Annotated in this window: 21 protein-coding genes and 1 pseudogene; 15 read left to right on the forward strand and 7 right to left on the reverse strand. The window is 57.0% G+C overall.

Translation table 11 applies throughout. The features are described from left to right. On the reverse strand, window positions 1-66 hold a 66-nt coding region (locus ACMWKK_RS22975), incomplete at its 3' end, for an IS1 family transposase (protein ID WP_096257578.1). 46 nt (window positions 67-112) lie between these two features. Between ACMWKK_RS22975 and ACMWKK_RS22980 the strand changes: the two are divergent. Further along, a pseudogene (locus ACMWKK_RS22980) lies at window positions 113-1,393 on the forward strand (methyl-accepting chemotaxis protein); the annotation flags it as partial. A 27-nt stretch (window positions 1,394-1,420) separates the two neighbouring features. On the opposite strand, the gene smrA reads toward ACMWKK_RS22980, so the two are convergent. Beyond that, window positions 1,421-1,984: a DNA endonuclease SmrA gene (gene smrA, locus ACMWKK_RS22985; RefSeq protein ID WP_406542940.1), complete on the reverse strand. Its 564-nt coding sequence runs from the start codon at window positions 1,982-1,984 to the stop codon at window positions 1,421-1,423. Between the two features lie 368 nt (window positions 1,985-2,352). Then, on the reverse strand, window positions 2,353-3,264 hold the full coding sequence (locus ACMWKK_RS22990; protein WP_045329096.1) for a LysR family transcriptional regulator: 912 nt from the start codon (window positions 3,262-3,264) through the stop codon (window positions 2,353-2,355). Window positions 3,265-3,438: 174 nt separating this feature from the next. On the opposite strand from ACMWKK_RS22990, the gene ACMWKK_RS22995 reads away from it, so the two are divergent. The 7 genes from ACMWKK_RS22995 (at window position 3,439) to uspE (ending at window position 10,615) form a co-directional block, all read left to right on the forward strand. Then, window positions 3,439-4,749: a M20 family metallo-hydrolase gene (locus ACMWKK_RS22995; RefSeq protein ID WP_112781923.1), complete on the forward strand. Its 1,311-nt coding sequence runs from the start codon at window positions 3,439-3,441 to the stop codon at window positions 4,747-4,749. After that, complete coding sequence (locus ACMWKK_RS23000; RefSeq protein WP_406542941.1) at window positions 4,749-6,194, forward strand: M20 family metallopeptidase; 1,446 nt, start codon at window positions 4,749-4,751, stop codon at window positions 6,192-6,194. The genes ACMWKK_RS22995 and ACMWKK_RS23000 overlap by 1 nt, the downstream gene beginning before the upstream one ends. Window positions 6,195-6,235: 41 nt before the next feature. Continuing rightward, entirely contained in the window at window positions 6,236-7,762 is a 1,527-nt protein-coding gene (gene abgT / locus ACMWKK_RS23005) for a p-aminobenzoyl-glutamate transporter (RefSeq protein WP_112781925.1), read from the forward strand. A 10-nt stretch (window positions 7,763-7,772) separates the two neighbouring features. Further along, entirely contained in the window at window positions 7,773-8,288 is a 516-nt protein-coding gene (gene ogt / locus ACMWKK_RS23010; RefSeq protein ID WP_045329099.1) for a methylated-DNA--[protein]-cysteine S-methyltransferase, read from the forward strand. A gap of 183 nt (window positions 8,289-8,471) precedes the next feature. After that, window positions 8,472-9,224 (forward strand): fumarate/nitrate reduction transcriptional regulator Fnr, encoded by a 753-nt coding sequence (fnr, locus tag ACMWKK_RS23015; RefSeq protein ID WP_006174991.1) that lies wholly within the window; start codon window positions 8,472-8,474, stop codon window positions 9,222-9,224. A 148-nt stretch (window positions 9,225-9,372) separates the two neighbouring features. Beyond that, the gene (locus ACMWKK_RS23020; RefSeq protein WP_014883604.1) at window positions 9,373-9,555 is read left to right on the forward strand and encodes a hypothetical protein; all 183 of its coding nucleotides are present in this window, start codon (window positions 9,373-9,375) and stop codon (window positions 9,553-9,555) included. A 109-nt stretch (window positions 9,556-9,664) separates the two neighbouring features. Further along, window positions 9,665-10,615, forward strand: coding sequence for a universal stress protein UspE (uspE, locus tag ACMWKK_RS23025; protein ID WP_032640084.1), 951 nt, complete (start codon window positions 9,665-9,667; stop codon window positions 10,613-10,615). Between the two features lie 122 nt (window positions 10,616-10,737). Here uspE and pntB read toward each other — a convergent pair whose 3' ends face one another. Further along, window positions 10,738-12,126, reverse strand: coding sequence for a Re/Si-specific NAD(P)(+) transhydrogenase subunit beta (pntB, locus tag ACMWKK_RS23030; protein WP_112781927.1), 1,389 nt, complete (start codon window positions 12,124-12,126; stop codon window positions 10,738-10,740). Window positions 12,127-12,136: 10 nt separating this feature from the next. Next, the gene (pntA, locus tag ACMWKK_RS23035; RefSeq protein WP_112781928.1) at window positions 12,137-13,666 is read right to left on the reverse strand and encodes a Re/Si-specific NAD(P)(+) transhydrogenase subunit alpha; all 1,530 of its coding nucleotides are present in this window, start codon (window positions 13,664-13,666) and stop codon (window positions 12,137-12,139) included. 535 nt (window positions 13,667-14,201) lie between these two features. Here pntA and ydgH point away from each other — a divergent pair. The 3 genes from ydgH to folM all read left to right on the forward strand — a co-directional run bounded on the left by ydgH (window position 14,202) and on the right by folM (window position 17,475). Then, the gene (gene ydgH / locus ACMWKK_RS23040) at window positions 14,202-15,146 is read left to right on the forward strand and encodes a DUF1471 family protein YdgH (protein ID WP_032640078.1); all 945 of its coding nucleotides are present in this window, start codon (window positions 14,202-14,204) and stop codon (window positions 15,144-15,146) included. A 184-nt stretch (window positions 15,147-15,330) separates the two neighbouring features. Beyond that, on the forward strand, window positions 15,331-16,713 hold the full coding sequence (locus ACMWKK_RS23045; protein ID WP_045329102.1) for an amino acid permease: 1,383 nt from the start codon (window positions 15,331-15,333) through the stop codon (window positions 16,711-16,713). A 39-nt stretch (window positions 16,714-16,752) separates the two neighbouring features. Next, a complete protein-coding gene (gene folM / locus ACMWKK_RS23050) occupies window positions 16,753-17,475 on the forward strand; it encodes a dihydromonapterin reductase (protein ID WP_045329103.1) in 723 nt (240 codons plus the stop codon). On the opposite strand, the gene ACMWKK_RS23055 is transcribed toward folM, so the two are convergent. Next, window positions 17,472-17,807: a GlpM family protein gene (locus tag ACMWKK_RS23055; protein WP_028017326.1), complete on the reverse strand. Its 336-nt coding sequence runs from the start codon at window positions 17,805-17,807 to the stop codon at window positions 17,472-17,474. The two genes, folM and ACMWKK_RS23055, sit on opposite strands and share 4 nt — an antisense overlap. A gap of 128 nt (window positions 17,808-17,935) precedes the next feature. Between ACMWKK_RS23055 and rstA the strand changes: the two genes are divergently transcribed. The 4 genes from rstA (at window position 17,936) to tus (ending at window position 21,522) form a co-directional block, all read left to right on the forward strand. Next, a complete protein-coding gene (gene rstA, locus ACMWKK_RS23060; protein WP_032642562.1) occupies window positions 17,936-18,652 on the forward strand; it encodes a two-component system response regulator RstA in 717 nt (238 codons plus the stop codon). 232 nt (window positions 18,653-18,884) lie between these two features. After that, window positions 18,885-19,145, forward strand: coding sequence for a hypothetical protein (locus ACMWKK_RS23065; RefSeq protein ID WP_112781929.1), 261 nt, complete (start codon window positions 18,885-18,887; stop codon window positions 19,143-19,145). A gap of 75 nt (window positions 19,146-19,220) precedes the next feature. After that, the gene (gene rstB, locus ACMWKK_RS23070) at window positions 19,221-20,519 is read left to right on the forward strand and encodes a two-component system sensor histidine kinase RstB (protein WP_045329105.1); all 1,299 of its coding nucleotides are present in this window, start codon (window positions 19,221-19,223) and stop codon (window positions 20,517-20,519) included. Between the two features lie 73 nt (window positions 20,520-20,592). Beyond that, complete coding sequence (tus, locus tag ACMWKK_RS23075) at window positions 20,593-21,522, forward strand: DNA replication terminus site-binding protein (protein ID WP_112781930.1); 930 nt, start codon at window positions 20,593-20,595, stop codon at window positions 21,520-21,522. Here tus and fumC read toward each other — a convergent pair whose 3' ends face one another. Next, entirely contained in the window at window positions 21,523-22,917 is a 1,395-nt protein-coding gene (fumC, locus tag ACMWKK_RS23080; protein ID WP_112781931.1) for a class II fumarate hydratase, read from the reverse strand. Between the last annotated feature and the right edge of the window lie 104 nt (window positions 22,918-23,021).

A 23,021-nucleotide genomic window follows, 5' to 3' on the forward strand; every position in this document is an offset into this window, starting at 1 on the left:
TTTGCCGTTACGCACCACCCCGTCAGTAGCTGAACAGGAGGGACAGCTGATAGAAACAGAAGCCACTGGAGCACCTCAAAAACACCATCATACACTAAATCAGTAAGTTGGCAGCATCACCCAGATGCACGAAGTGATGCGTTTATCGATTGAGTATCTGCGTGCCGACAACTATCAGGCCTATGGCGATCTGGACGCGCAGCAGGCGCAGGACGATATGGAAGCGGTCTATAACCGCTGGCGCGCCGAAAACAACACCCTGCTGAAGGCCGCAACCGAAGAGAACCAGAGCAGCTTCACGCAGATGCAGTGGACGCTGGCGGCGATTCTGCTGGCCGTTATCGCGGTTCTGGTGGTCATCTGGCAGGGTTTACAGCACCTGCTGTTGAAGCCACTCCACTCCATTATGAACCATATTCGCGCCATTGCAGGGGGCGACCTGACGCAGGATATCGCTATCTCCGGTCGCAATGAGATGGGTCAGCTGGCCGCGGGGCTGCATGAGATGCAGCAGTCGCTGGTCACCACCGTCAGCGCCGTGCGCGGAAGCACCGATTCCATCTACACCGGCGCAGGTGAAATTGCCGCAGGGAGTAACGATCTTTCCGCCCGTACCGAGCAGCAGGCCGCCTCGCTCGAAGAGACCGCCGCCAGCATGGAGGAGCTGACCGCGACGGTTAAGCAGAACTCCGATAACGCCCGTCAGGCCACGCTGCTGGCGAAAAATGCCTCCGAGACGGCCGCGCGCGGCGGTCGCGTCGTGGATAACGTGGTGCGCACCATGAACGATATCGCCGACAGTTCGCAGCAAATTGCGCATATTACCGGCGTGATTGACAGCATCGCGTTCCAGACCAACATTCTGGCGCTTAACGCCGCGGTGGAGGCGGCACGCGCCGGGGAACAGGGGCGTGGTTTTGCGGTGGTTGCAGGCGAAGTCCGCACGCTGGCAAGCCGCAGCGCACAGGCGGCGAAAGAGATCAAGGGGCTTATCGAAAACTCCGTCAGCCGGGTGAGTACCGGTTCTGAGCAGGTTAGCGAGGCGGGCACCACCATGAAGGAAATTGTCGCCGCCGTCACCCGCGTGACCGACATCATGGGCGAGATTTCATCGGCCTCTGACGAGCAGAGCCGCGGCATTGAGCAGGTGAGCCTGGCCGTTTCGCAGATGGACAGCGTGACGCAGCAAAACGCCGCGCTGGTGCAGGAGTCCGCCACGGCGGCGGCGGCGCTGGAAGATCAGTCCGAGCAGCTGCGCCAGGCGGTGGCCGCGTTCCGTCTGAACGGCAAAGAACAAGCGGTCGCCCCGCGTCCGGCCAATGTGAAAACGCCCCAGCTGCTGCGCCCGGCAACGACAACCGCCTCTACCGACAGCAACTGGGAAACGTTCTAAGCTTCAGGCGGGCGAGAATATCGCCCGCTATCGGCTGCGCTTGGCGTGCCGCTCCCAGTTTTCCTGCTTTGCTTCATCGGACTTTCGCAGTGACACATAGCATGCCCCGCTGCCGCCGTGATGCAGCAGCGCCACGCAGAAGGCCTGCACCTCCTCGAACTCCGTCAGCCAGCGCGCCAGATAGCTGCGCACCACGTTGGGATGCGAGTTCTGCTCGCGCCCCTTCCCGTGAATGATAATCAGATTGCGCAACCCGTCACGTCCGGCCTGACGAATAAACGAATAGAGCATTTGACGGCAGCGCTCGGCGGGCTGACGCAGGAGATTCAGGCTGGCCTGGCGGGCGTATTTACCCGCGCGCAGCTTATCAATAACGCCCTGCTGTACCCCTTCGCGCTGGAACGCCAGCGGCTCTTCAAGAGGCAGGACGTCAAGAAAATCCAGCGTCAGGAAGTTGTCCAGCTGTTCGCTATCCACCTCCTCGCGCGCTCGCGCGTTGCGGCTGGGCTGCCAGTGAATATCCGCGCAGCGCTTCAGGGGCTGGACATCTTCCATGGCGTCAAGAAAAAAGGATTTGTCGTCAGGGTTCATGGGCATCCTCCGGCTACAGCTGAGGACGGTACTATACCTGCGCCTGAGGCTGGCCTCAATCACCGTCACAGGGCAATACACGGTGATAATATTAACCTGATGAATATATATAGTTCTTATTAAATAAACTTAAACCTTACTTAACTAAAATTTCAGCAAAAGTAAAATACGTGATTTACGTTAAAATTTCATAAAATCAATTATTCGCCTGCCTTTCATTTTTCGGGAAAGGTGTTATACCTAAATATACCTGCCTCATGGATATAATACTCAGGACTGGCGAAAGGACGCACTGCTGTGTGTGCTATAGGGTCTGTCTGATGTCGGGCAGATCCTGTTTTTTTAATATGTATTTTGTAATATATATTTCACGTAATGACTCTATTTCTCGCTTCCCTTCTGAATTGCGTAATTAATGATTCGGCGAGCGGAGTCTGACGTGAATCACGGCGCTGAATTAAATAATAGGTCGCTTTTGGAAGTGATTCGACTACCGGCAGCATGACCAGACGGTGCGCCAGAAGCGGGTCACAGCCTAACTCCTGCGGTAGGATGCTTAAAAAATCACTTTGTGCGACCAGGCTAATGCAGGATGAAAATGTTTCACAAACCACCCCAATTCGCGGTATTTGCGAACGATGGCTAAATACCTCTTCCAGCTGCTTATAATAACTTCCACGCGGCGTCGGCATTGTCCAGTTATAATGCAGAAGTTCATTAATGGACGTGGCCTTCATCGCCGGATGTCCTTCCCGGCAAAATACCGCAAACGGCTTTTCGAAGAGTTTTTCAAACGTAAACTCGTGGTCGTAAGGCCCCTGATAATAGGTGTTGATGGTAAAGTCCAGCTCGCCCTGGCGTAATTCATTGATCATCGACACCAGCTGCCCTTCCATAATCCGCACCTTGACCTGCGGATGCTGCGCATGAAAGCGGGTAATGACGGCAGGCATAAGCGCGCGTGAAACGCTCGCCCCCATCCCGATGTTGATCTGCCCGGCCAGCTCACCCTGCCGCTGACGGATGTCATCCTGCGCCGCGCGCAGCTCTTCCAGAATCAAACTGGCACGCTGGTAAAAACCCTCACCGCATTCGGTCAACGCAACGCCCTTACTTCTGCGCACAAAAAGCTGCGCCGCCATGCCCTCCTCCAGCTCTTTGATGGATTTTGTCAGCGCCGGCTGGGAAAGATTCAGCGTCCTGCTGGCACCGCGAATGCTGCCCTGACGTGCAACTTCAACAAATGCCCGGAGATGGTGAAATTTAACCTGAAATGACATAGCCCGACCGATAACCGTTGTTTATCAGAGTAAAGAAACTGTCATCTACTTTACTGGAAAGGGATGTGCGAGGGTAATTCCTGAACGGTTAAACTGTGAAAAATCGGTTAGTGATAAGTAAAAACTATCACAGCGTGAAGCAGTTCACATATTTTAATGATGACAGGAACAGATATGGACACACTGGCGCAGTACATCCAGACGTTATCCCCACAGCTGAGCGCGTGGCGTCGTGATTTTCACCATTTTGCGGAATCCGGCTGGGTTGAGTTTCGTACCGCCGCGAAGGTCGCGGAAATCCTGGACTCGCTGGGCTACGCGCTGGCGATGGGGCGCGACGTCGTCGATGCAGAAAGCCGTATGGGGCTGCCCGATGCCGCAACCCTGGCGCGAGAGTTTTCCCGTGCGCGGGCCCAGGGCGCGCCTGAGAAATGGCTGGCACCGTTTGAAGGCGGGTTTACCGGCATTGTGGCGACCCTGAACACCGGCCGCCCGGGCCCCACCCTGGCGTTTCGCGTCGACATGGATGCCCTTGATTTAAGCGAAGCGCTGGATGAAAGCCACCGCCCGTTCCGCGACGGTTTTGCCTCCTGCAACCCGGGAATGATGCACGCCTGCGCGCACGACGGCCACACCACCATTGGTCTGGGGCTGGCGCAGGTGCTTAAGCAGAATGAAGCCCGGCTGAACGGCACCATCAGGCTGATCTTCCAGCCTGCCGAAGAAGGCACCCGCGGCGCGCGCGCCATGGTTGCCGCCGGGGCGCTGGACGACGTGGACTATTTCACGGCCATTCACATTGGCACCGGCGTGCCTGCCGGTACGGTCATCTGCGGTAGCGATAACTTTATGGCCACCACCAAGTTCGACGTGAACTTTACCGGCGTGGCCGCCCACGCGGGCGGTAAACCGGAGGACGGGCGTAACGCCCTGCTCGCCGCCGCGCAGGCCGCCCTCGCGTTGCACAGCATCGCGCCGCACAGCGACGGTGCATCCCGGGTGAACGTCGGGGTAATGCAGGCGGGCAGCGGGCGCAACGTGGTGCCCGCCAATGCCCTGCTCAAAGTGGAAACCCGCGGCGAAAGCGAAGCGATCAATCAGTATGTCTTTGAACGCGCCCAGGCGGTCATTACCGGCGCGGCGGCGCTCTACGGCGTGAGCGCCGAGATGCGCCTGATGGGGGCGGCCACCTCCAGCGCGCCGACGCCGGCCTGGGTGGATTATCTGCGCGAACAGGCGAGCCAGGTTGCCGGAGTTGTTCACGCCCTCGATAAGGTGAAAGCCCCGGCAGGCTCCGAAGACGCCACGCTGATGATGGCCCGCGTGCAGGAGAACGGCGGCATGGCGTCCTATATGGTGTTCGGCACGGATTTGAGCGCCGGGCATCACAACGAAAAATTCGACTTCGATGAGCAGGTTATGGCTATCGCCATCGAAGCGCTGGCGCGAACTGCGCTTAATTTCCCGTGGACGCGAGGTGTGTAATGCAGGAGAACTACGCTTTTATTGCCGATGCGATCGATACGCGATGTCGGACGTTAACCGATATTGCCGACGCGATCTGGGATCGTCCCGAAACCCGCTTCGAAGAGTTCTGGTCCGCCGAACGACTGGCCAGCGAGCTGGAGGCTGAAGGATTTACGCTGACCCGCGAGGCCGGCGGTATTCCCAACGCCTTTATTGCCAGCTTCGGCAGCGGGAAACCGGTCATTGCCCTGCTGGGTGAATACGACGCGCTGGCCGGATTAAGCCAGCAGGCGCACTGCGCAACCGCGCAATCCGCCACGCCGGGCGCTAACGGCCACGGCTGCGGGCATAACCTCTTAGGCACCGCGGCGCTTGCGGGCGCGGTGGCGGTGAAAAGCTGGCTGGCGCAGCACGGCGGCAGCGGAACGGTGCGCTTTTACGGCTGTCCCGGCGAGGAAGGCGGCTCCGGGAAAACCTTCATGGTGCGCGAAGGCCTGTTTGATGACGTGGATGCCGCCGTCACCTGGCACCCGGAAACCTTCGCCGGAATGTTTAACGTCAGCACGCTGGCGAATATTCAGGCCGCCTGGCGTTTTCACGGCGTGGCGGCGCACGCGGCCAACTCACCCCATTTAGGGCGCAGCGCGCTGGACGCGGTGACGCTGATGACCACCGGCACCAACTTCCTCAACGAGCACATCATTGAGAAAGCGCGCGTCCATTACGCCATCACCGACACCGGCGGGATTTCCCCCAACGTGGTGCAGGCCCAGGCCGAGGTGCTGTACCTGATCCGCGCCCCGGAGATGGCGGATGCGCAGCAGATCTACGAGCGCATTGAGAAAATTGCCCAGGGCGCGGCGATGATGACCGAAACCACCGTCGAATGTCGTTTTGATAAAGCCTGCTCCAGCTACCTGCCGAACCGCACGCTTGAGGCGGCGATGTATCGCGCCCTGCAGCACTACGGTACGCCGGAGTGGACGGAGGAAGAGCGCGCTTTCGCCCGTGAGATCCGAGCCACCCTGACGCCCAGCGATCTGCAAAACAGCCTGAAAAATATTGCCGCCACGGGCGGAGAAGCGGGTAAAGCCTTTGCCCGCCGTCATCAGGAGACGCTATTGGTGGATGAGGTCGCGCCCTATGCCATCACCGACAACGTGCTGGCGGGTTCAACCGACGTAGGTGACGTCAGCTGGAAAATGCCGGTCGCCCAGTGCTTCAGCCCCTGCTTTACCGTCGGCACGCCGCTGCACACCTGGCAGCTGGTGTCTCAGGGGCGGACCTCTATTGCCCACAAGGGCATGCTGCTGGCCGGAAAAGTGCTGGGCGCCACCGCGCTCACGCTGCTGCAGGACGCCGCGCTGCTGAAAAAATGCCGTGAAGAGTTTGAAAACCAAATACTAGAAACACCGTACGCGTGTCCGATCCCACAGGGCGTTACGCCGTCACCTTTAAAATAAAAAAACACAACACAACAACACAACACTCCCGAGGAACGCCCATGAGTATGTCATCCATACCTTCGCATTCCCCATCCGGTAAGCTCTATGGCTGGGTTGAAAGGATCGGCAATAAAGTGCCGCACCCTTTCCTGCTGTTTATCTATCTGATTGTGATTTTGATGGTCGCCACCGCCGTGCTCTCCGCCTTTGACGTGAGCGTGCGCAGCCCGGCCGACGGCAGCCTGGTAGCGGTGAAAAACCTGCTGAGCATTGAAGGGCTGCACTGGTTTTTACCCAACGTGATTAAAAACTTCAGCGGCTTCGCCCCGCTCGGCGCCATTCTGGCGCTGGTGCTGGGCGCCGGGCTGGCTGAACGCGTTGGCCTGCTGCCCGCCCTGATGGTGAAGATGGCTTCCCACGTCAGCGCGCGCTACGCGAGCTATATGGTGCTGTTTATCGCCTTCTTCAGCCATATCTCCTCCGACGCCGCGCTGGTGATTATGCCCCCGATGGGGGCGCTGATCTTCCTCGCCGTCGGGCGTCACCCCGTGGCGGGCCTGCTGTCGGCGATTGCGGGCGTGGGCTGCGGGTTTACCGCCAACCTGCTGATTGTGACCACCGACGTGCTGCTCTCGGGCATCAGCACGGAGGCGGCGAAGACCATCGATGCGGCCATGCACGTCAGCGTGATCGACAACTGGTACTTTATGGCAAGCTCAGTGATTGTCCTGACGATAGTCGGCGGGCTCATTACCGACAAGATCGTCGAGCCGCGGCTGGGTGAATGGGAAGGCCGCAGTGACGAAAAGCTGGAAACCCTGAGCGAAGCGCAGCGCTTTGGCCTTCGCGCGGCGGGGATCGTCTCGCTGGCCTTTATCGCCGTGGTGGCGCTGATGGTCGTACCGGAAAACGGGATATTGCGCGATCCGGTTAAGCATACCGTACTGCCGTCGCCGTTTATTCAGGGCATCGTGCCGCTGATTATTCTCTTCTTCTTTGTCGTTTCGCTCGCCTACGGCATCGCCACCGGCAAAATCCGCCGCCAGGGCGATCTGCCGCAGCTGATGATCGAGCCGATGAAAGAGATGGCGGGGTTTATCGTGATGGTGTTCCCGCTGGCGCAGTTTGTGGCGATGTTTAACTGGAGCAACATGGGTAAGTTTATGGCCGTGGGCCTCACCGACGCGCTGGAGGCTGCCGGGTTAAGCGGCGTCCCGGCGTTTGTCGGCCTGGCGCTGCTGTCCTCCCTGCTGTGCATGTTTATCGCCAGCGGCTCCGCCATCTGGTCGATTCTGGCGCCGATCTTCGTGCCGATGTTTATGATGCTCGGGTTCCACCCGGCGTTTGCCCAGATCCTGTTCCGCATTGCGGACTCCTCGGTGATCCCGCTGGCGCCGGTTTCGCCGTTTGTTCCGCTGTTCTTAGGCTTCCTGCAGCGCTACAGGCCGGAAGCCAAACTGGGTACCTACTATTCGCTGGTTTTACCCTACCCGCTTATCTTTTTAGGGGTATGGCTGGTGATGCTGGTGGCGTGGTATCTTGTCGGCCTGCCGATTGGGCCGGGGATCTCCCCGAGGCTGAACTAAAGGAATAAGGATGCTGAGATTACTCGAAGACAAGATTGCGACGCCGCTTGGCCCGCTGTGGGTGATCGCGGACGAGCAGTTTTGCCTGCGCGCGGTTGAGTGGGAAGAGCACAGCGACCGCATGGAAGAACTGCTTGCGATTCACTACCGCTCACAGGGGTATGAACGTATCCGGGCCAGCAACCCGGGTGGGCTGAGCGACAGGCTTGCGGCGTACTTCGAAGGCGATCTCAGCATCATTGATACTCTGCCGACCGCCACGGCAGGCACGCCTTTTCAGCGCGAAGTGTGGCAGGCGCTGCGGTCTATACCCTGCGGGCAGGTGATGCATTACGGCCAGCTCGCGGAGCAGCTAGGCCGCGCAGGCGCCGCACGCGCGGTGGGTGCCGCAAACGGCGCTAACCCGGTCAGCATTGTGGTGCCCTGCCATCGCGTCATTGGCCGCAACGGCACCCTAACCGGCTATGCCGGCGGCGTGCAGCGAAAAGAGTGGTTACTGCGTCACGAAGGGTATCTTTTGCTCTAGTTGCCAGGCTTTTAGTGCTTAATTTTCTACCGGTTAGGCTAAAAATCCATAATCAAGCTGTGGAATTTCAAGAAGATGGCAACACGTTGCCGTCTCTTGTCCTTATTGAAGGTTTGTCAGGCTTACGTACTTACCAAAAAGATGTTAAAATTGACCAATATCAATTAAGGCTTGAGCAAACCTATGATCCCGGAAAAGCGAATTATACGACGCATTCAGTCTGGCGGTTGTGCTATCCATTGCCAGGATTGCAGCATCAGCCAGCTCTGTATCCCGTTTACCCTGAATGAGCATGAACTCGATCAGCTTGATAATATCATCGAGCGCAAAAAGCCTATTCAGAAAGGGCAGACGCTGTTTAAAGCGGGAGACGAACTGAAATCGCTCTATGCTATCCGTTCTGGCACCATTAAGAGCTATACCATCACCGAACAGGGTGATGAGCAGATCACCGGCTTCCATCTGGCGGGCGACCTGGTGGGCTTTGACGCCATCGGTACGGGCCATCACCCGAGCTTTGCTCAGGCACTCGAAACCTCGATGGTTTGCGAAATCCCGTTTGAAACCCTGGACGATCTGTCCGGCAAGATGCCTAACCTGCGCCAGCAGATGATGCGTCTGATGAGCGGCGAGATCAAAGGCGATCAGGACATGATTCTGCTGCTTTCCAAAAAGAACGCGGAAGAGCGCCTGGCCGCGTTTATCTACAACCTCTCCCGCCGCTTCGCCGAGCGTGGCTTCTCGCCGCGTGAATTCCGTCTGACCATGACGCGCGGTGATATCGGTAACTACCTGGGCCTGACCGTGGAAACCATTAGCCGTCTGCTGGGTCGTTTCCAGAAAAGCGGGATGCTGGCCGTTAAGGGTAAATACATTACTATCGAAAACGGTGAAGCGCTGGCCGTGCTTGCCGGTCATGCCCGCAACGTGGCATAACTCTCCGCATGCGTGCTGCCAGAGCGATAAATAATCCAGATTTATCGTTCTGGCACAGCAACGCTTCCGTTATCCGAGATTTTCACCGCAGCACGTCCCCACCCAGCGCCTGAAAGGTTCACGTTGAGGTTATGAATTGAGAGAAAGTTTGTTTTTCGTTTCAGTCGTGATTGCCTCCGTAACCTTTATCTTCATCTGGATCATGCTTGTCGGCCCGATGAAGGGGGAGGAAAAAACCTACGTTCAGGACTCCACGACCTTTGCGATAGCGGTGATGGTGCTGCTGTTTATTGCCTTTATCGCGGTGACGACCACGGTACTTTTCCTCTGATAAATTTTCATGAATTATTGATCTGGCAAAACCTCCCCTCTGTTTCATTCAGGATATATAGGTTACTCTTTTAATTACAGACTGTGGTGACAGTAGTAAGGAGACCTGTATGGCCAAGTATCAAAACATGCTGGTAGCTATCGATCCGAACCAGGACGATCAGCCGGCATTACGACGTGCTGTGTATTTACATCAACGGATTGGTGGCAAAATCAAAGCGTTTTTGCCGATCTATGACTTCTCGTATGAGATGACCACCCTTCTGTCGCCTGACGAACGCACCGCTATGCGTCAGGGCGTCATCAGCCAGCGTACCGCGTGGATCCGCGAACAGGCGAAGTATTACCTGGAAGCGGGTGTGCCTATTGATATCAAAGTGGTCTGGCACAACCGGCCTTTCGAAGCCATCATCCAGGAAGTTGTCGCCGGGGGGCACGACCTGCTGCTGAAGATGGCGCACCAGCACGACAAGCTGGAATCCGTGATCTTCACCCCGACCGACTGGCACCTGCTGCGCAAATGCCCTTGCCCGGTCTGGATGGTGAAAGACCAGCCGTGGCCGGAAGGCGGGAAAGCCGTGGTGGCGGTAAACCTCGCGAGCGAAGAGGATTACCATAATTCGCTCAACGAGAAGCTGGTGAAGGAGACCATCCAGCTTGCCGACCAGGTGAATCATACCGAAGTGCATCTGGTAGGCGCCTATCCGGTCACCCCGATTAACATTGCCATTGAGCTACCGGAATTTGACCCGAGCGTGTACAACGACGCGATCCGCGGTCAGCACCTTCTGGCCATGAAAGCGCTGCGCCAGAAATTCAGCATTGATGAGAAAATGACCCACGTGGAGAAAGGGCTGCCTGAAGAGGTGATCCCGGACCTGGCGGAACACCTGCAGGCGGGGATTGTGGTGCTGGGCACCATCGGCCGGACCGGTATTTCTGCCGCGTTTCTCGGCAATACCGCCGAACAGGTGATCGACCATCTGCGCTGCGACCTGCTGGTCATTAAGCCGGATGAGTACCAGACGCCGGTTGAGCTGGACGATCCGGAAGACGATTGATCCGCAAGATGAAAAAAAACCGTCGGCGAACCGGCGGTTTTTTTTGCCGGGTGGCGGCTACGCCTTACCCGGCCTACGGGTTTGGTAGGCCCGGTAAGCTTGCGCCACCGGGCTTTACCCTGTCAGAGCGCTTTCAGAATCGCATCCACGCTGGCTTTGGCGTCGCCAAACAGCATGTGGGTGTTCTCTTTGAAGAACAGCGGGTTCTGAACCCCGGCATAGCCGGTATTCATGGAACGTTTAAACACGACTACGTTCTGCGCCTTCCACACTTCCAGCACCGGCATACCGGCAATTGGGCTGCCCGGATCGTCCTGTGCAGCAGGGTTAACGGTATCGTTGGCCCCGATGACCAGAACCGTGTCGGTATCAGAGAAATCATCATTGATCTCATCCATTTCCAGCACGATGTCGTAAGGCACTTTCGCCTCCGCCAGCAGCACGTTCATGTGGCCCGGCAGACGCCCTGCCACCGGGTGAATACCAAAGCGCACCTTGATGCCCCGCGCGCGCAGTTTCTCGGTGATTTCCGCCACCGGATACTGCGCCTGCGCCACCGCCATGCCGTAGCCTGGGGTGATAATGACCGTGTGCGAGTTTTTCAGCATGTCTGCGGTCTCTTCCGCAGAAATTTCACGGTGCTCGCCCACTTCTTCATCCGCACTGGAAGAAGACCCATCGGTGCCGAAACCACCGGCGATGACGCTAATGAACGAACGGTTCATCGCCTTACACATGATGTAGGACAGGATCGCACCGGAAGAACCCACCAGGGCACCGGTGACGATCAGCAGGTCGTTGCTCAGCATAAAGCCCGCCGCCGCTGCCGCCCAACCGGAGTAGGAGTTCAGCATCGAAACCACCACCGGCATATCGGCACCGCCGATGGACGCCACCAGGTGCCAGCCAAAGGCGAGCGCAATAATGGTCATGACCAGCAGCGCCAGCACCTGCAGCCCCACGCTTTCGGTACGCACGAAGACCACCAGCAGGACAAACGACACCACCAGCGCCGCCAGGTTTAGCTTATGACGATTTGGCAGCATCAGCGGTTTAGAGGAGATCTTCCCGCGCAGTTTGCCGAATGCCACAATGGAGCCGGTGAAGGTCACCGCACCGATGAAGATACCGAGGAACACTTCCGTCAGGTGAATGTTCACCAGAATCGGTTCAAGACCCGGTTCGTGGTACAGGTAGCTGTTGAAGCCCACCAGCACCGCCGCCAGGCCAACGAAGCTGTGCAGAATGGCAACCAGCTCCGGCATCTCGGTCATTTCAACGCGTTTTGCCAGGCGAATACCAATCGCACCGCCGACGATCATCGCCACCAGGATCCACGCTACGTTGCCGGTATCCGGCCCGAAAATGGTGGCAATCAGCGCAATCGCCATCCCGGCGATACCAAAGTTATTTCCCTGCTGAGACGTTTCGTGTTTGGAAAGCCCCGCCAGACTGAAAATAAACAGGATTGCAGCAACAATGTATGCAGCTGTGACTAATCCTCCAGACATATGCTACCCCTTAGCCTTTACGAAACATTTTCAGCATGCGCTGAGTCACGGTGAAACCACCGAAAATATTGATACTGGCGATCAGCACCGCGATAAAGCTCAGGAAGCTGATCCAGCCGCCGTGACCAATCTGCAGTAACGCACCTACCACGATGATCCCGGAGATGGCGTTAGTGACCGACATCAGCGGGGTATGCAGCGCATGTGAGACGTTCCACACCACGTAGTAGCCCACCACGCAGGAGAGCGCGAAGACGGTAAAGTGGCCGAGGAACTCTTTCGGCGCGACGTCAGCCAGCCAGCCGAAGAGAATAATCACCAGCGCCATGATCGCGTATTTACGCCATGGAGAAGCCGGTTTAGCGGGTTCTTTTGGCGCGGGTGCCGCTTTCGGTGCCGTCTGAGGCTGGGCAGAGACCTGAATCGGCGGCGCAGGCCAGGTAATTTCACCTTCACGGACCACGGTCACGCCGCGGACCACGACATCGTCGAAATCAACGGTAACGTTGCCGTCTTTCTCTTTGCAAAGCAGCTTCAGCAGGTTGACCAGGTTGGTGCCATAGAGCTGAGAAGACTGCGTTGGCAGACGGCCCGGCAGATCGGTATAGCCGATCACCTTCACGCCGTTCGCGGTCGTGGTCACCTGATTGGCAACGGTATACTCGCAGTTACCGCCGTTTTGCGCCGCCAGGTCGACAATCACGCTGCCCGGCTTCATGGAGTCAACCATCTCACGGGTGATCAGCTTCGGCGCCGGTTTACCCGGGATCAGCGCGGTGGTGACAATAATGTCGACATCTTTCGCCTGGGCGGCGAAGAGTGCCATTTCGGCTTTGATAAAGGCTTCGGACATCACCTTCGCGTAGCCGTCGCCGCTGCCGGCTTCTTCCTTGAAGTCCAGTTCAAGGAATTCGGCGCCCATACTCTGGACCTGTTCCTTCACTTCAGGGCGGGTGTCAAAGGCGCGTACGATAGCGCCCAGGCTATTTGCCGCACCGATAGCGGCAAGACCCGCCACGCCCGCTCCAATCACCATCACTTTCGCCGGAGGGACTTTACCCGCAGCGGTGATTTGACCGGTAAAGAAACGACCAAATTCGTGGGCCGCTTCAACAATCGCGCGGTAGCCGGCAATGTTTGCCATGGAGCTTAAGGCATCCAGCGACTGCGCGCGCGATATGCGGGGCACGGAGTCCATCGCCATCACGGTCACGCCACGGGCCGCCAGCTTTTCCATCAGCTCAGGGTTTTGCGCAGGCCAGATAAAGCTCACCAGCGTGGTGCCGGGATTCAGCAGCGCAATCTCACTCTCTTCCGGTGCATTCACCTTCAGAATCACCGGCGACTGCCAGACCTCAGCACCGTTGACCACTTCCGCACCAGCCTGGATAAAGGCCTCGTCATCGAAACTCGCCAGCTTGCCTGCGCCGCTTTCAACCGCGACCGTAAAACCCAGCTTAAGCAGTTGCTCCACCGTTTTCGGTGTTGCCGCTACGCGGGTTTCATTGGCTAACCGTTCTTTTGGTACCCCAATACGCATAGTTTTCCCTTCCATCGGTTTTTGATGATGGTTTATCGATAAATGCCCGCGGTTTGTATCAATTTTCGCCATCGCGCGAGCGACGGGACAGAATTAACCCCGGAAAATAAAACAGTAACAAACTGTCTATAACCTACTGAAAATAGCGCCCGCGATCTACCGCCAGAAAACACTATTTCTTACTTTATCTGTGAAAAATAAGCGATCGGCGTCACTGACAGTGATATTTACCTTAAATTCATTGCCAGAACCGATAAATCGCGCAAGCGAAGCGGTAAAAACATGATATAGCGCCATAAGAGAACATCTTATTAACATTAAATTAACTTGTAAAAGTCATATGCTTTATCAGTTTTACTTGTCAAACGCGTGTTTTTTCCACATATCACTAAATGTTATCGAATTCGGTGATTCAGTAAGCACAGGCAGTGAAAAATGGCGCAGACAGCGACGGGTTTTAAATGCAATAATCGGGACCGTCTCAAATTAACAACAATACCAGTACATGGTTTGCGCAAGGCGAAGGATCATTTTTATGAAGCTTAAGAACACACTCCTGGCGTCCGCACTTCTTTCCGCGACCGCCCTGTCTGCGAATGCCGCAACAGAGTTAACGCCGGAGCAAGCGGCAGCGTTAAAACCTTTTGACCATACGGTCATTGTGGGTCGTTATAATTCTATTGGCGACGCCGTCGCCGCTGCATCAAAAGCCGCAGATAAAAACGGGGCGGCTTCGTTTTATGTGGTTGACCAGTCCGATTACGGCAACAGCGGCAATCAGCGCGTGACCATTGCCCTGTTCAAGGACAATGCGCCAAAAGCTGACGCGCCGAAAAACCGCGTGATCAACGGTGTTGTTGAGCTGCCGAAAGATCAGGCGATTGAGCTGGAACCTTACGACACCGTCACTGTTCAGGGCTTCTACCGCAGCCAGCCTGAAGTGAACGATGCCATCACCAAAGCCGCGAAAGAAAAAGGGGCCTACTCTTTCTTCATCGTGCGTCAGGTCGATGCTAACCAGGGCGGCAACCAGCGTATTACCGCGTTCATCTATAAAAAAGATGCGAAAAAACGCGTTCTGCAAAGCCCGGATGCCATCCCTGCTAATTCAGAAGCAGGCCGCGCGGCAATAGCGAAAGGCGGCGAAGAAGCGAAGAAAGTTGAAATCCCAGGCGTCGCAACGACGGCGGCTCCAAGCGCTGAAGTGGGCCGTTTCTTTGAAACGCAGTCCACGAAAGGTGGCCGTTACTCCGTTACGCTGCCAGACGGTACCAAAATTGAAGAGCTGAACAACGCCACTGCCGCGCAGATGGTGCCGTTCGACAGCATTAAGTTTACCGGCAACTACGGCAACATGACGGAAGTCTCTTACCAGGTCGCGAAGCGTGCGGCGAAGAAAGGGGCGAAGTTCTACCACATCACCCGCCAGTGGCAGGAACGTGGTAACAACGTGACCATTAGTGCCGATCTGTACAAGTAACAAAATCGTTTACGAAAGGCGGCGCAATGCCGCCTTTTTTGTTACTTTTTTTGAATTTCTGCCACACGTCATTGCATGCTTTCGTTACACTCCGTAAAATCCCGCGCCTTAGTGTGATCCACCATTTTTATGCGCCTGAGCGAAATAATTATTCTGGATTTTGACCTTTCATAACAGGAAGCCAATGGAAAAGAAACTTGGCCTGAGTGCTCTGACTGCACTCGTTTTAAGCTCAATGCTGGGTGCAGGCGTATTCAGTTTGCCGCAAAACATGGCGGCCGTCGCCAGCCCTTTCGCGCTCATCATTGGCTGGGGGATTACCGGGGTCGGCATATTGCTGCTGGCCTTCGCCATGCTGCTGCTCACCCGTATTCGCCCGGATCTCGACGGCGGCATTTTTACCTATGCACGTGAGGGTTTCGGCGAGCTGATTGGCTTCTGTTCCGCGTGGGGATACTGGCTGTGCGCCGTTATCGCCAACGTCTCTTATCTGGTGATCGTCTTCTCCGCGCTCAGTTTCTTTACCGACACGCCGGAGCTGCGCCTCTTTGGTGACGGCAATACCTGGCAGTCTATCGTGGGCGCCTCGGTGTTGCTGTGGTTCGTTCACTGGCTGGTGCTGCGTGGCGTACAGACGGCCGCCAGCATCAACCTGGTGGCAACGCTTGCCAAGCTGGTTCCGCTCGGCCTGTTTATCGTTCTGGCCTTTATTGCGTTCCGTATGGACGTATTTAAGCTCGACTTCAGCGGCGTTGCGCTGGGGGTTCCCGTCTGGGAACAGGTGAAAAACACGATGCTGATTACCCTGTGGGTATTCATCGGTGTTGAAGGCGCGGTGGTGGTTTCTGCCCGCGCCCGCAATAAACGCGACGTGGGCCGCGCCACGCTGCTGGCCGTCCTGGCGGCGCTCGGCGTCTATCTGCTGGTGACGCTGCTGTCGCTGGGCGTGGTGGCGCGTCCTGAGCTGGCCGAAATGCGTAACCCGTCGATGGCAGGCCTGATGGTGAAAATGCTCGGTCCCTGGGGCGACGTGGTGATTGCCGCGGGTCTCATCATCTCCGTCTGCGGAGCGTATCTGAGCTGGACCATCATGGCGGCTGAAGTGCCGTTCCTGGCCGCGACGCACAAGGCGTTTCCACGACTGTTTGCGCGTCAAAACAAAAACAGCGCGCCGTCGGCCTCACTGTGGCTGACCAACATCAGCGTTCAGATCTGCCTGGTGCTGATCTGGCTCACAGGTTCAGACTATAACACGCTGCTGACCATCGCCTCGGAGATGATTCTGGTACCCTATTTCTTAGTGGGTGCGTATCTGTTAAAAATTGCCACACGTCCGGCGCATTATGTCGTGGGTGTCGGAGCCTGTATTTACGGCCTGTGGTTGTTGTATGCTTCCGGGCCAATGCACCTGCTGCTGTCGGTGGTGCTGTACGCGCCGGGGCTGCTGGTGTTTATCTACGCCCGCCGCACGCACCAGCTGGAGAACGCGCTGAAACGCCGTGAAATGGCACTAATTGGACTATTACTGGTTGCTGCCGTACCGGCAACCTGGATGTTAATGGGATAGCATCGGCTTTCCCATTGTTGAACTGTAAAGGAGAATACGATGGGAAATGCACCGCTTCGCCCCATACTGATCACCGGTGGAGGCCGCCGTATCGGCCTCGCCCTCGCCCATCACTTTCTCAACCTTCACCATCCGGTCATCGTCAGCTACCGTACGGAATACCCGTCGATTGAAGGGTTACGCAAGGCCGGGGCGGTCTGCATTCAGGCTGATTTTTCAACCGATGAAGGCATTCAGGCTTTTGCGGAAAAGGTAAAATCCACCACGACGGGGCTACGCGCCGTGATCCATAACGCCAGCGCGTGGCGGGCCGAGAAACCCGGTACATCGCTGAGCGAAACGCTCTCCGCGATGCTGCAGATCCACGTTAATGCCCCTTATTTGCTCAACCACGCGCTGCAGGATCTGCTGCGCGGGCACGGGCATGCTGCGGGCGATATCATTCATTTCACCGACTATGTGGTGGAGCGCGGCAGCGACAAGCACATTGCCTACGCGGCCAGCAAGGCCGCGCTGGATAACATGACCCGCTCGTTCGCCCGCAAGCTCGCGCCGGAGGTAAAGGTGAACGCCATCGCCCCGGCGATGATTTTGTTTAACGAAAACGATGATGCGGAGTATCGCCAGCAGGCGCTGAATAAGTCGCTGATGAAAATCGCCCCTGGCGAGAAAGAGGTGATCGACCTTGTGGATTACCTGCTCACCAGCTGCTACGTCACCGGCAGAACCTTTGCCGTGGACGGCGGCCGACCGCTGCGCTAGTGGAAGCGGCTCCAGAAGAAAATTAATACCCAAGCGCTGAGCCCCCAGCAGACCACCGCCCCGCTCAGCGCCAGGGGAAGACGCAGAAAGCCGGTGAAATACCACAGCGAAAGCAGGTAGAGAAAATACGGAATGATAGACCACATGCCGAATACGATGGTCGTGCGCAACGCTTCCGTGCCCCGCTCGGAAGCCACAATATAGTGAGCAATCAGCGCGAAGGTTGGGAAGAGTGGGATCAGCCCGGCAATGTAGTAATTTTTCGTTTTTGCCAGAATGCCAATCAGCAATACCACCAGCGCGCCCAGCGCGGCTTTGATCACCAGCCCCATACTTTTCCCTATAACAATCGACTCACAATATGGATCAGAATAACGGAACCGGGGTTAATTTAGAAAGATTAATGGAAGGTTAAGGTTTCGCGGTGTATGTTGGCTTTTTTCACGAAAACAGACGCTGTATGAATAAGATTGTTTATGTTGAAGACGAACCCGAAGTCGGACAGCTGATCGCCGCCTATCTGGGTAAACACGATATGGACGTCATCGTTGAGCCTCGCGGCGATCGTGCCGAAGAGGTGGTCGTCCGTGAAAATCCTGATCTGGTGCTGCTGGATATCATGCTGCCTGGCAAAGACGGCATGACCCTCTGCCGCGACCTGCGCGCCCGGTGGGAGGGCCCTATCGTCCTGCTCACCTCCCTGGACAGCGATATGAACCACATCCTGTCGCTGGAGATGGGTGCCAATGACTACATTCTGAAAACCACGCCGCCTGCCGTCCTGCTTGCGCGCCTGCGCCTGCATTTGCGCCAGCACGCCACCATCGAACGCGAAGCGCCCGCGCCGTCTCTGACGCCGCACAAGGCGATGCGCTTCGGGACGCTGTCTATTGACCCCATCAACCGCCAGGTGCTGCTCTCGGGCGAGCTTATCGCCCTCTCCACCGCCGATTTTGACCTGCTGTGGGAGCTGGCCACCCATGCCGGGCAAATCATGGACCGCGACGCGCTGCTGAAAAACCTGCGCGGCGTGAGCTATGACGGCATGGACCGCAGCGTTGACGTGGCGATTTCGCGTCTGCGCAAAAAGCTGCAGGATAACGCCACCGAGCCCTACCGCATTAAAACCGTGCGTAACAAGGGCTATCTGTTTGCCCCGCACGCCTGGGAAACCTGATGTCGCTTTCCGCTCACTGAACAAGCACGAAATGAAGGCATTACACAGCCATGCCTTCATTTCACGCGTTTATTTTTACGTTTGCGCAACAATTAACTTGCTAAGCACGCAAACTAATCCATAATTAACATTCACATTTCTTTTAGGCCATTTCTGGCCCGCTACCTGCTCACACCTGTTCCACTCATTCCTTCCCATAAAATCTTGATTTGAGGATTTAAGCCCATGAAATATGTATAGCTACCATGAGGTAGAAGTCATCAAAACCAATCTTGAATGGATTGTTAATCAGATAGCGCTTAGCCCCTCCACCCCTTCACGCGCCGATCAAAAAGCGCTCTTTGATCTGCTGGAACTCATTCAGTCTTACGAACTGCTTCTGGATTTAATTAACGAATTTGGGGCTGCCGTGATTGATGCGCACATTGCGGAAGGCCTGGCCGTAACGGAAAAACTCATCGCCAAGGTCAAAACAAACGCACGCGCAATGTAACAGGCACCACAGACATGAAAACAGGTGCGTTTTTTCATGTATATTCTGCCTATCGCGTTTTTCCGGTGAGACCCAATGAAAAAGCTGTTTGTGCAGTTTTATCTTTTGCTGTTTGTCTGCTTCCTGGTCATGACCATGCTGGTCGGGCTGGTTTATAAATTCACCGCCGAACGTGCGGGCAGGCAGTCTCTGGACGATCTGATGAAAAGCTCGCTCTATTTGATGCGCAGCGAGCTAAGAGAGATCCCGCCGCACGACTGGGCGAACACCCTCAAAGAGCTGGATCTGAATCTGTCGTTCGATTTACGCATTGAGCCGTTAAAAAATTTTGAACTGGATCCGCCCGCCATGCAGCGCCTGCGCGACGGGGATATCGTCGCGCTGGATGAGAAATACACCTTCATCCAGCGTATTCCGCGCAGCCATTACGTGCTGGCCGTCGGGCCGGTGCCCTATCTCTATTATCTGCACCAGATGCGTCTGCTGGACATGGCGCTGATGGCGTTTATCGCCATTTCGCTCGCGTTTCCGGTCTTTATCTGGATGCGCCCACACTGGCAGGACATGCTCAAGCTGGAATCCGCCGCGCAGCGTTTTGGCGAGGGGCACTTTACCGAGCGGATTCACTTCGACAGCGGTTCCAGCTTTGAACGTCTGGGGGTGGCCTTTAACCAGATGGCCGATAACATCAATGCCCTTATCGCCAGTAAGAAGCAGCTGATCGACGGGATTGCGCACGAGCTGCGCACGCCGCTGGTGCGCCTGCGCTATCGTCTGGAGATGAGCGAGAATCTGACGGAAGCCGAGTCTCAGGCGCTAAACCGCGATATTGGCCAGCTTGAAGCGCTGATTGAGGAGCTGCTGACCTATGCGCGCCTCGACCGTCCGCAAAACGAACTTAACCTCAGCACGCCGGACCTGCCCGCCTGGCTGCAAACCCACATTGATGACGTTCAGAGCGTGAACCCGCAGCGCACGCTGTTGACGCGCGTCACCCCGGGAGATTACGGCGCAATCGATATGCGCCTGATGGAGCGCGTGCTGGACAACCTGATGAACAACGCCATGCGCTACAGCGAAAGTACGCTACAGATTGGCCTGGACCTGCAGGGCAATCAGGCCAGCCTGACGGTGGAAGATGACGGGCCGGGTATCGCTCCGGAAGCGCGAGAAACCGTGTTTGAGCCGTTTGTCCGCCTCGATCCCAGCCGCGATCGCGCCACCGGCGGATGTGGCCTGGGGCTGGCCATTGTCTACTCGATCGCGCAGGCCATGGGCGGCACGGTGCATTGCGAAGAGAGCGAACTGGGCGGCGCGCGCTTCTGCTTTAGCTGGCCGGTATACCATAACATCGCCCTTCCCGTTCCTGCCTGACCTCAACCGCAAGCTGGCCTGACCCGGCGTGCTGTGCTATATGATAAGTATGTTGTAACTAATGAGAGTGCTTATGGCGACCTACGATCTCCTCGAACGGCTGAACAGCACGTTTCGGGAAATAGAACACGAGCTTCTGAACCTGACCGAACGTTTGCAGACCTGCCGACTGCTGGCCGCGCGCGTCTTTACCCTCCCCGACGTGGCCAAAGGCGCGGAGCACGACCCGCTGGACGCCATCGACGTGAAACAGCACATCGGCAGCGCCGCCCTTGAGCTGGCGCTGAAACACTATCGTCGCCTGTTTATCCAGCAGCAGTCAGAAAACCGCAGCAGCAAGGCGGCCGTACGTCTGCCTGGCGTGATCTGCCTGCAAACCGATGGGGCCGCGCGCGAGGCGCTGGAAACTCACATACACCATATCAACACCCTGAAAGCGGCATTTGAGAAGATTGTTACCGAAGAGTCCGGCCTTCCCCCGGCCGCCCGGTTTGAATGGGTGCACCGCCAGCTTCCGGGGCTGATTACCCTGAATGCCTATCGCACGCTGACGGTGCTGCGTCACCCCGCCACGCTGCGCTTCGGCTGGGCGAATAAGCACATCATTAAAAACTTTACCCGGGATGAGATCCTGGCCCAGTTGGAAAAAAGCCTGAAGACGCCGCGCACCGTCGCACCGTGGTCGCGTGAACAGTGGATCGAGCGCCTCGAGCAGGAGTACCACAGCATCGCCTCGCTGCCGGCGGACGCGCGCCTGAAGATAAAGCGCCCGGTGAAGGTGCAGCCTATCGCCCGCGTCTGGTATTCCGGCCAGCAAAAACAGGTGCAGTATGCCTGCCCGACGCCGCTGATTGCGCTTTACGATGCCGATCGGGGGGCCATCGTGCCGGATATTGGTGAGCTTTTGAATTACGATGCGGAGAATGTCCAGCACCGTTATCGACCTCAGGCGCAGCCGCTGCAGCTGATTATTCCGCGGCTGCACCTGTACGTAGCAAGTTAATTACTTCAGGCTGCCGACCATCGCCTCAGGGCGCACCCAGGCGTCGAACTCCGCCTCCGTCAGATACCCCAGCGCCAGGGCGGAGGCTTTCAGCGTCAGCCCCTCCTTATGCGCTTTTTTGGCGATCTCGGCGGCTTTGTCGTAGCCAATATGGGTATTCAGCGCCGTCACCAGCATCAGGGATTCATTGAGCAACTGGCTGATACGTTCGCGATTGGGCTCAATCCCTACCGCACAGTGCTCGTTAAAGCTCTCCATCCCGTCCGCCAGCAGACGAATCGATTGCAGCACGTTGTGGATGACCATCGGGCGATAGACGTTCAGCTCGAAGTTGCCGGACGCACCGCCCAGGTTGACGGCCACGTCGTTGCCCAGTACCTGACAGCAGAGCATGGTCATGGCTTCGCACTGGGTCGGGTTCACTTTACCCGGCATGATGGAGCTACCCGGCTCGTTTTCCGGAATGCTGATTTCACCGATGCCGCAGCGCGGCCCTGAGGCCAGCCAGCGCACGTCGTTAGCGATTTTCATCAGCGAGGCCGCCAGCCCTTTCAGCGCGCCGTGGGTGTGAACCAGCGCATCGCAGGTCGCCAGCGCTTCGAACTTGTTGGGCGCCGTGACGAACGGCTGTCCGGTGATGTTTGCCAGCTCCTGAGCCACCCGCACCGCGTATTCCGGATGGGTGTTTAACCCGGTCCCGACCGCCGTGCCGCCGAGCGCCAGCTCTGCCAGATGCGGCAGGCTGTATTCAATGTGCTTCAGGTTATGTTCCAGCATCGCCACCCAGCCGGAAATCTCCTGGCCGAGGGTCAGCGGCGTGGCGTCCTGCAGGTGCGTACGGCCAATTTTGACGATATCGCTAAAGGCCTGCGCTTTCTCGCTGAGCGTGGATTTGAGCACGTTGAGCTGCGGGATAAGCTGCTCGCGGACAGCAATCACCGCCGCCACGTGCATCGCCGTGGGGAAGACGTCGTTGGAGCTCTGGCTTTTGTTGACGTCATCGTTTGGATGGACCTTACGCTCCATGCCGCGCACGCCGCCCAGCAGCTCGCTTGCTCGGTTCGCCAGCACTTCATTCATGTTCATGTTGCTTTGGGTGCCGGAGCCGGTCTGCCAGATGGCGAGGGGGAATTCTTCAGGATGCTTGCCCGCCAGCACTTCGTCAGCGGCGTTGATGATGGCGGTGGCCTTATCTGCCGCCAGCAGGCCTAAATCCTGGTTCACTTTCGCCGCCGCGCGTTTGGTGAGAGCCAGCGCCTGAATTAGCGAGACGGGCATTTTTTCAGTCGAGATACGAAAATGCTCCAGCGAACGCTGGGTTTGTGCGCCCCATAGCCTGTCGGCGGGGACGTCGATGGCGCCCATCGAGTCTTTCTCATGGCGTACCGTGGTCATTACTTTCTCCTTGATAACAAAAGCGGGATTGCTCACATGCTTAAGGGATAAGTATTGATGACTTCTGAGAAACGTTATGGCGCTTTGTGCGCTCTTTTTGGTGT

The organism is Enterobacter sp. 01-M-03-SI-ECC (assembly GCF_047530215.1).
Taxonomy (GTDB): Bacteria; Pseudomonadota; Gammaproteobacteria; order Enterobacterales; family Enterobacteriaceae; genus Enterobacter; species Enterobacter chengduensis.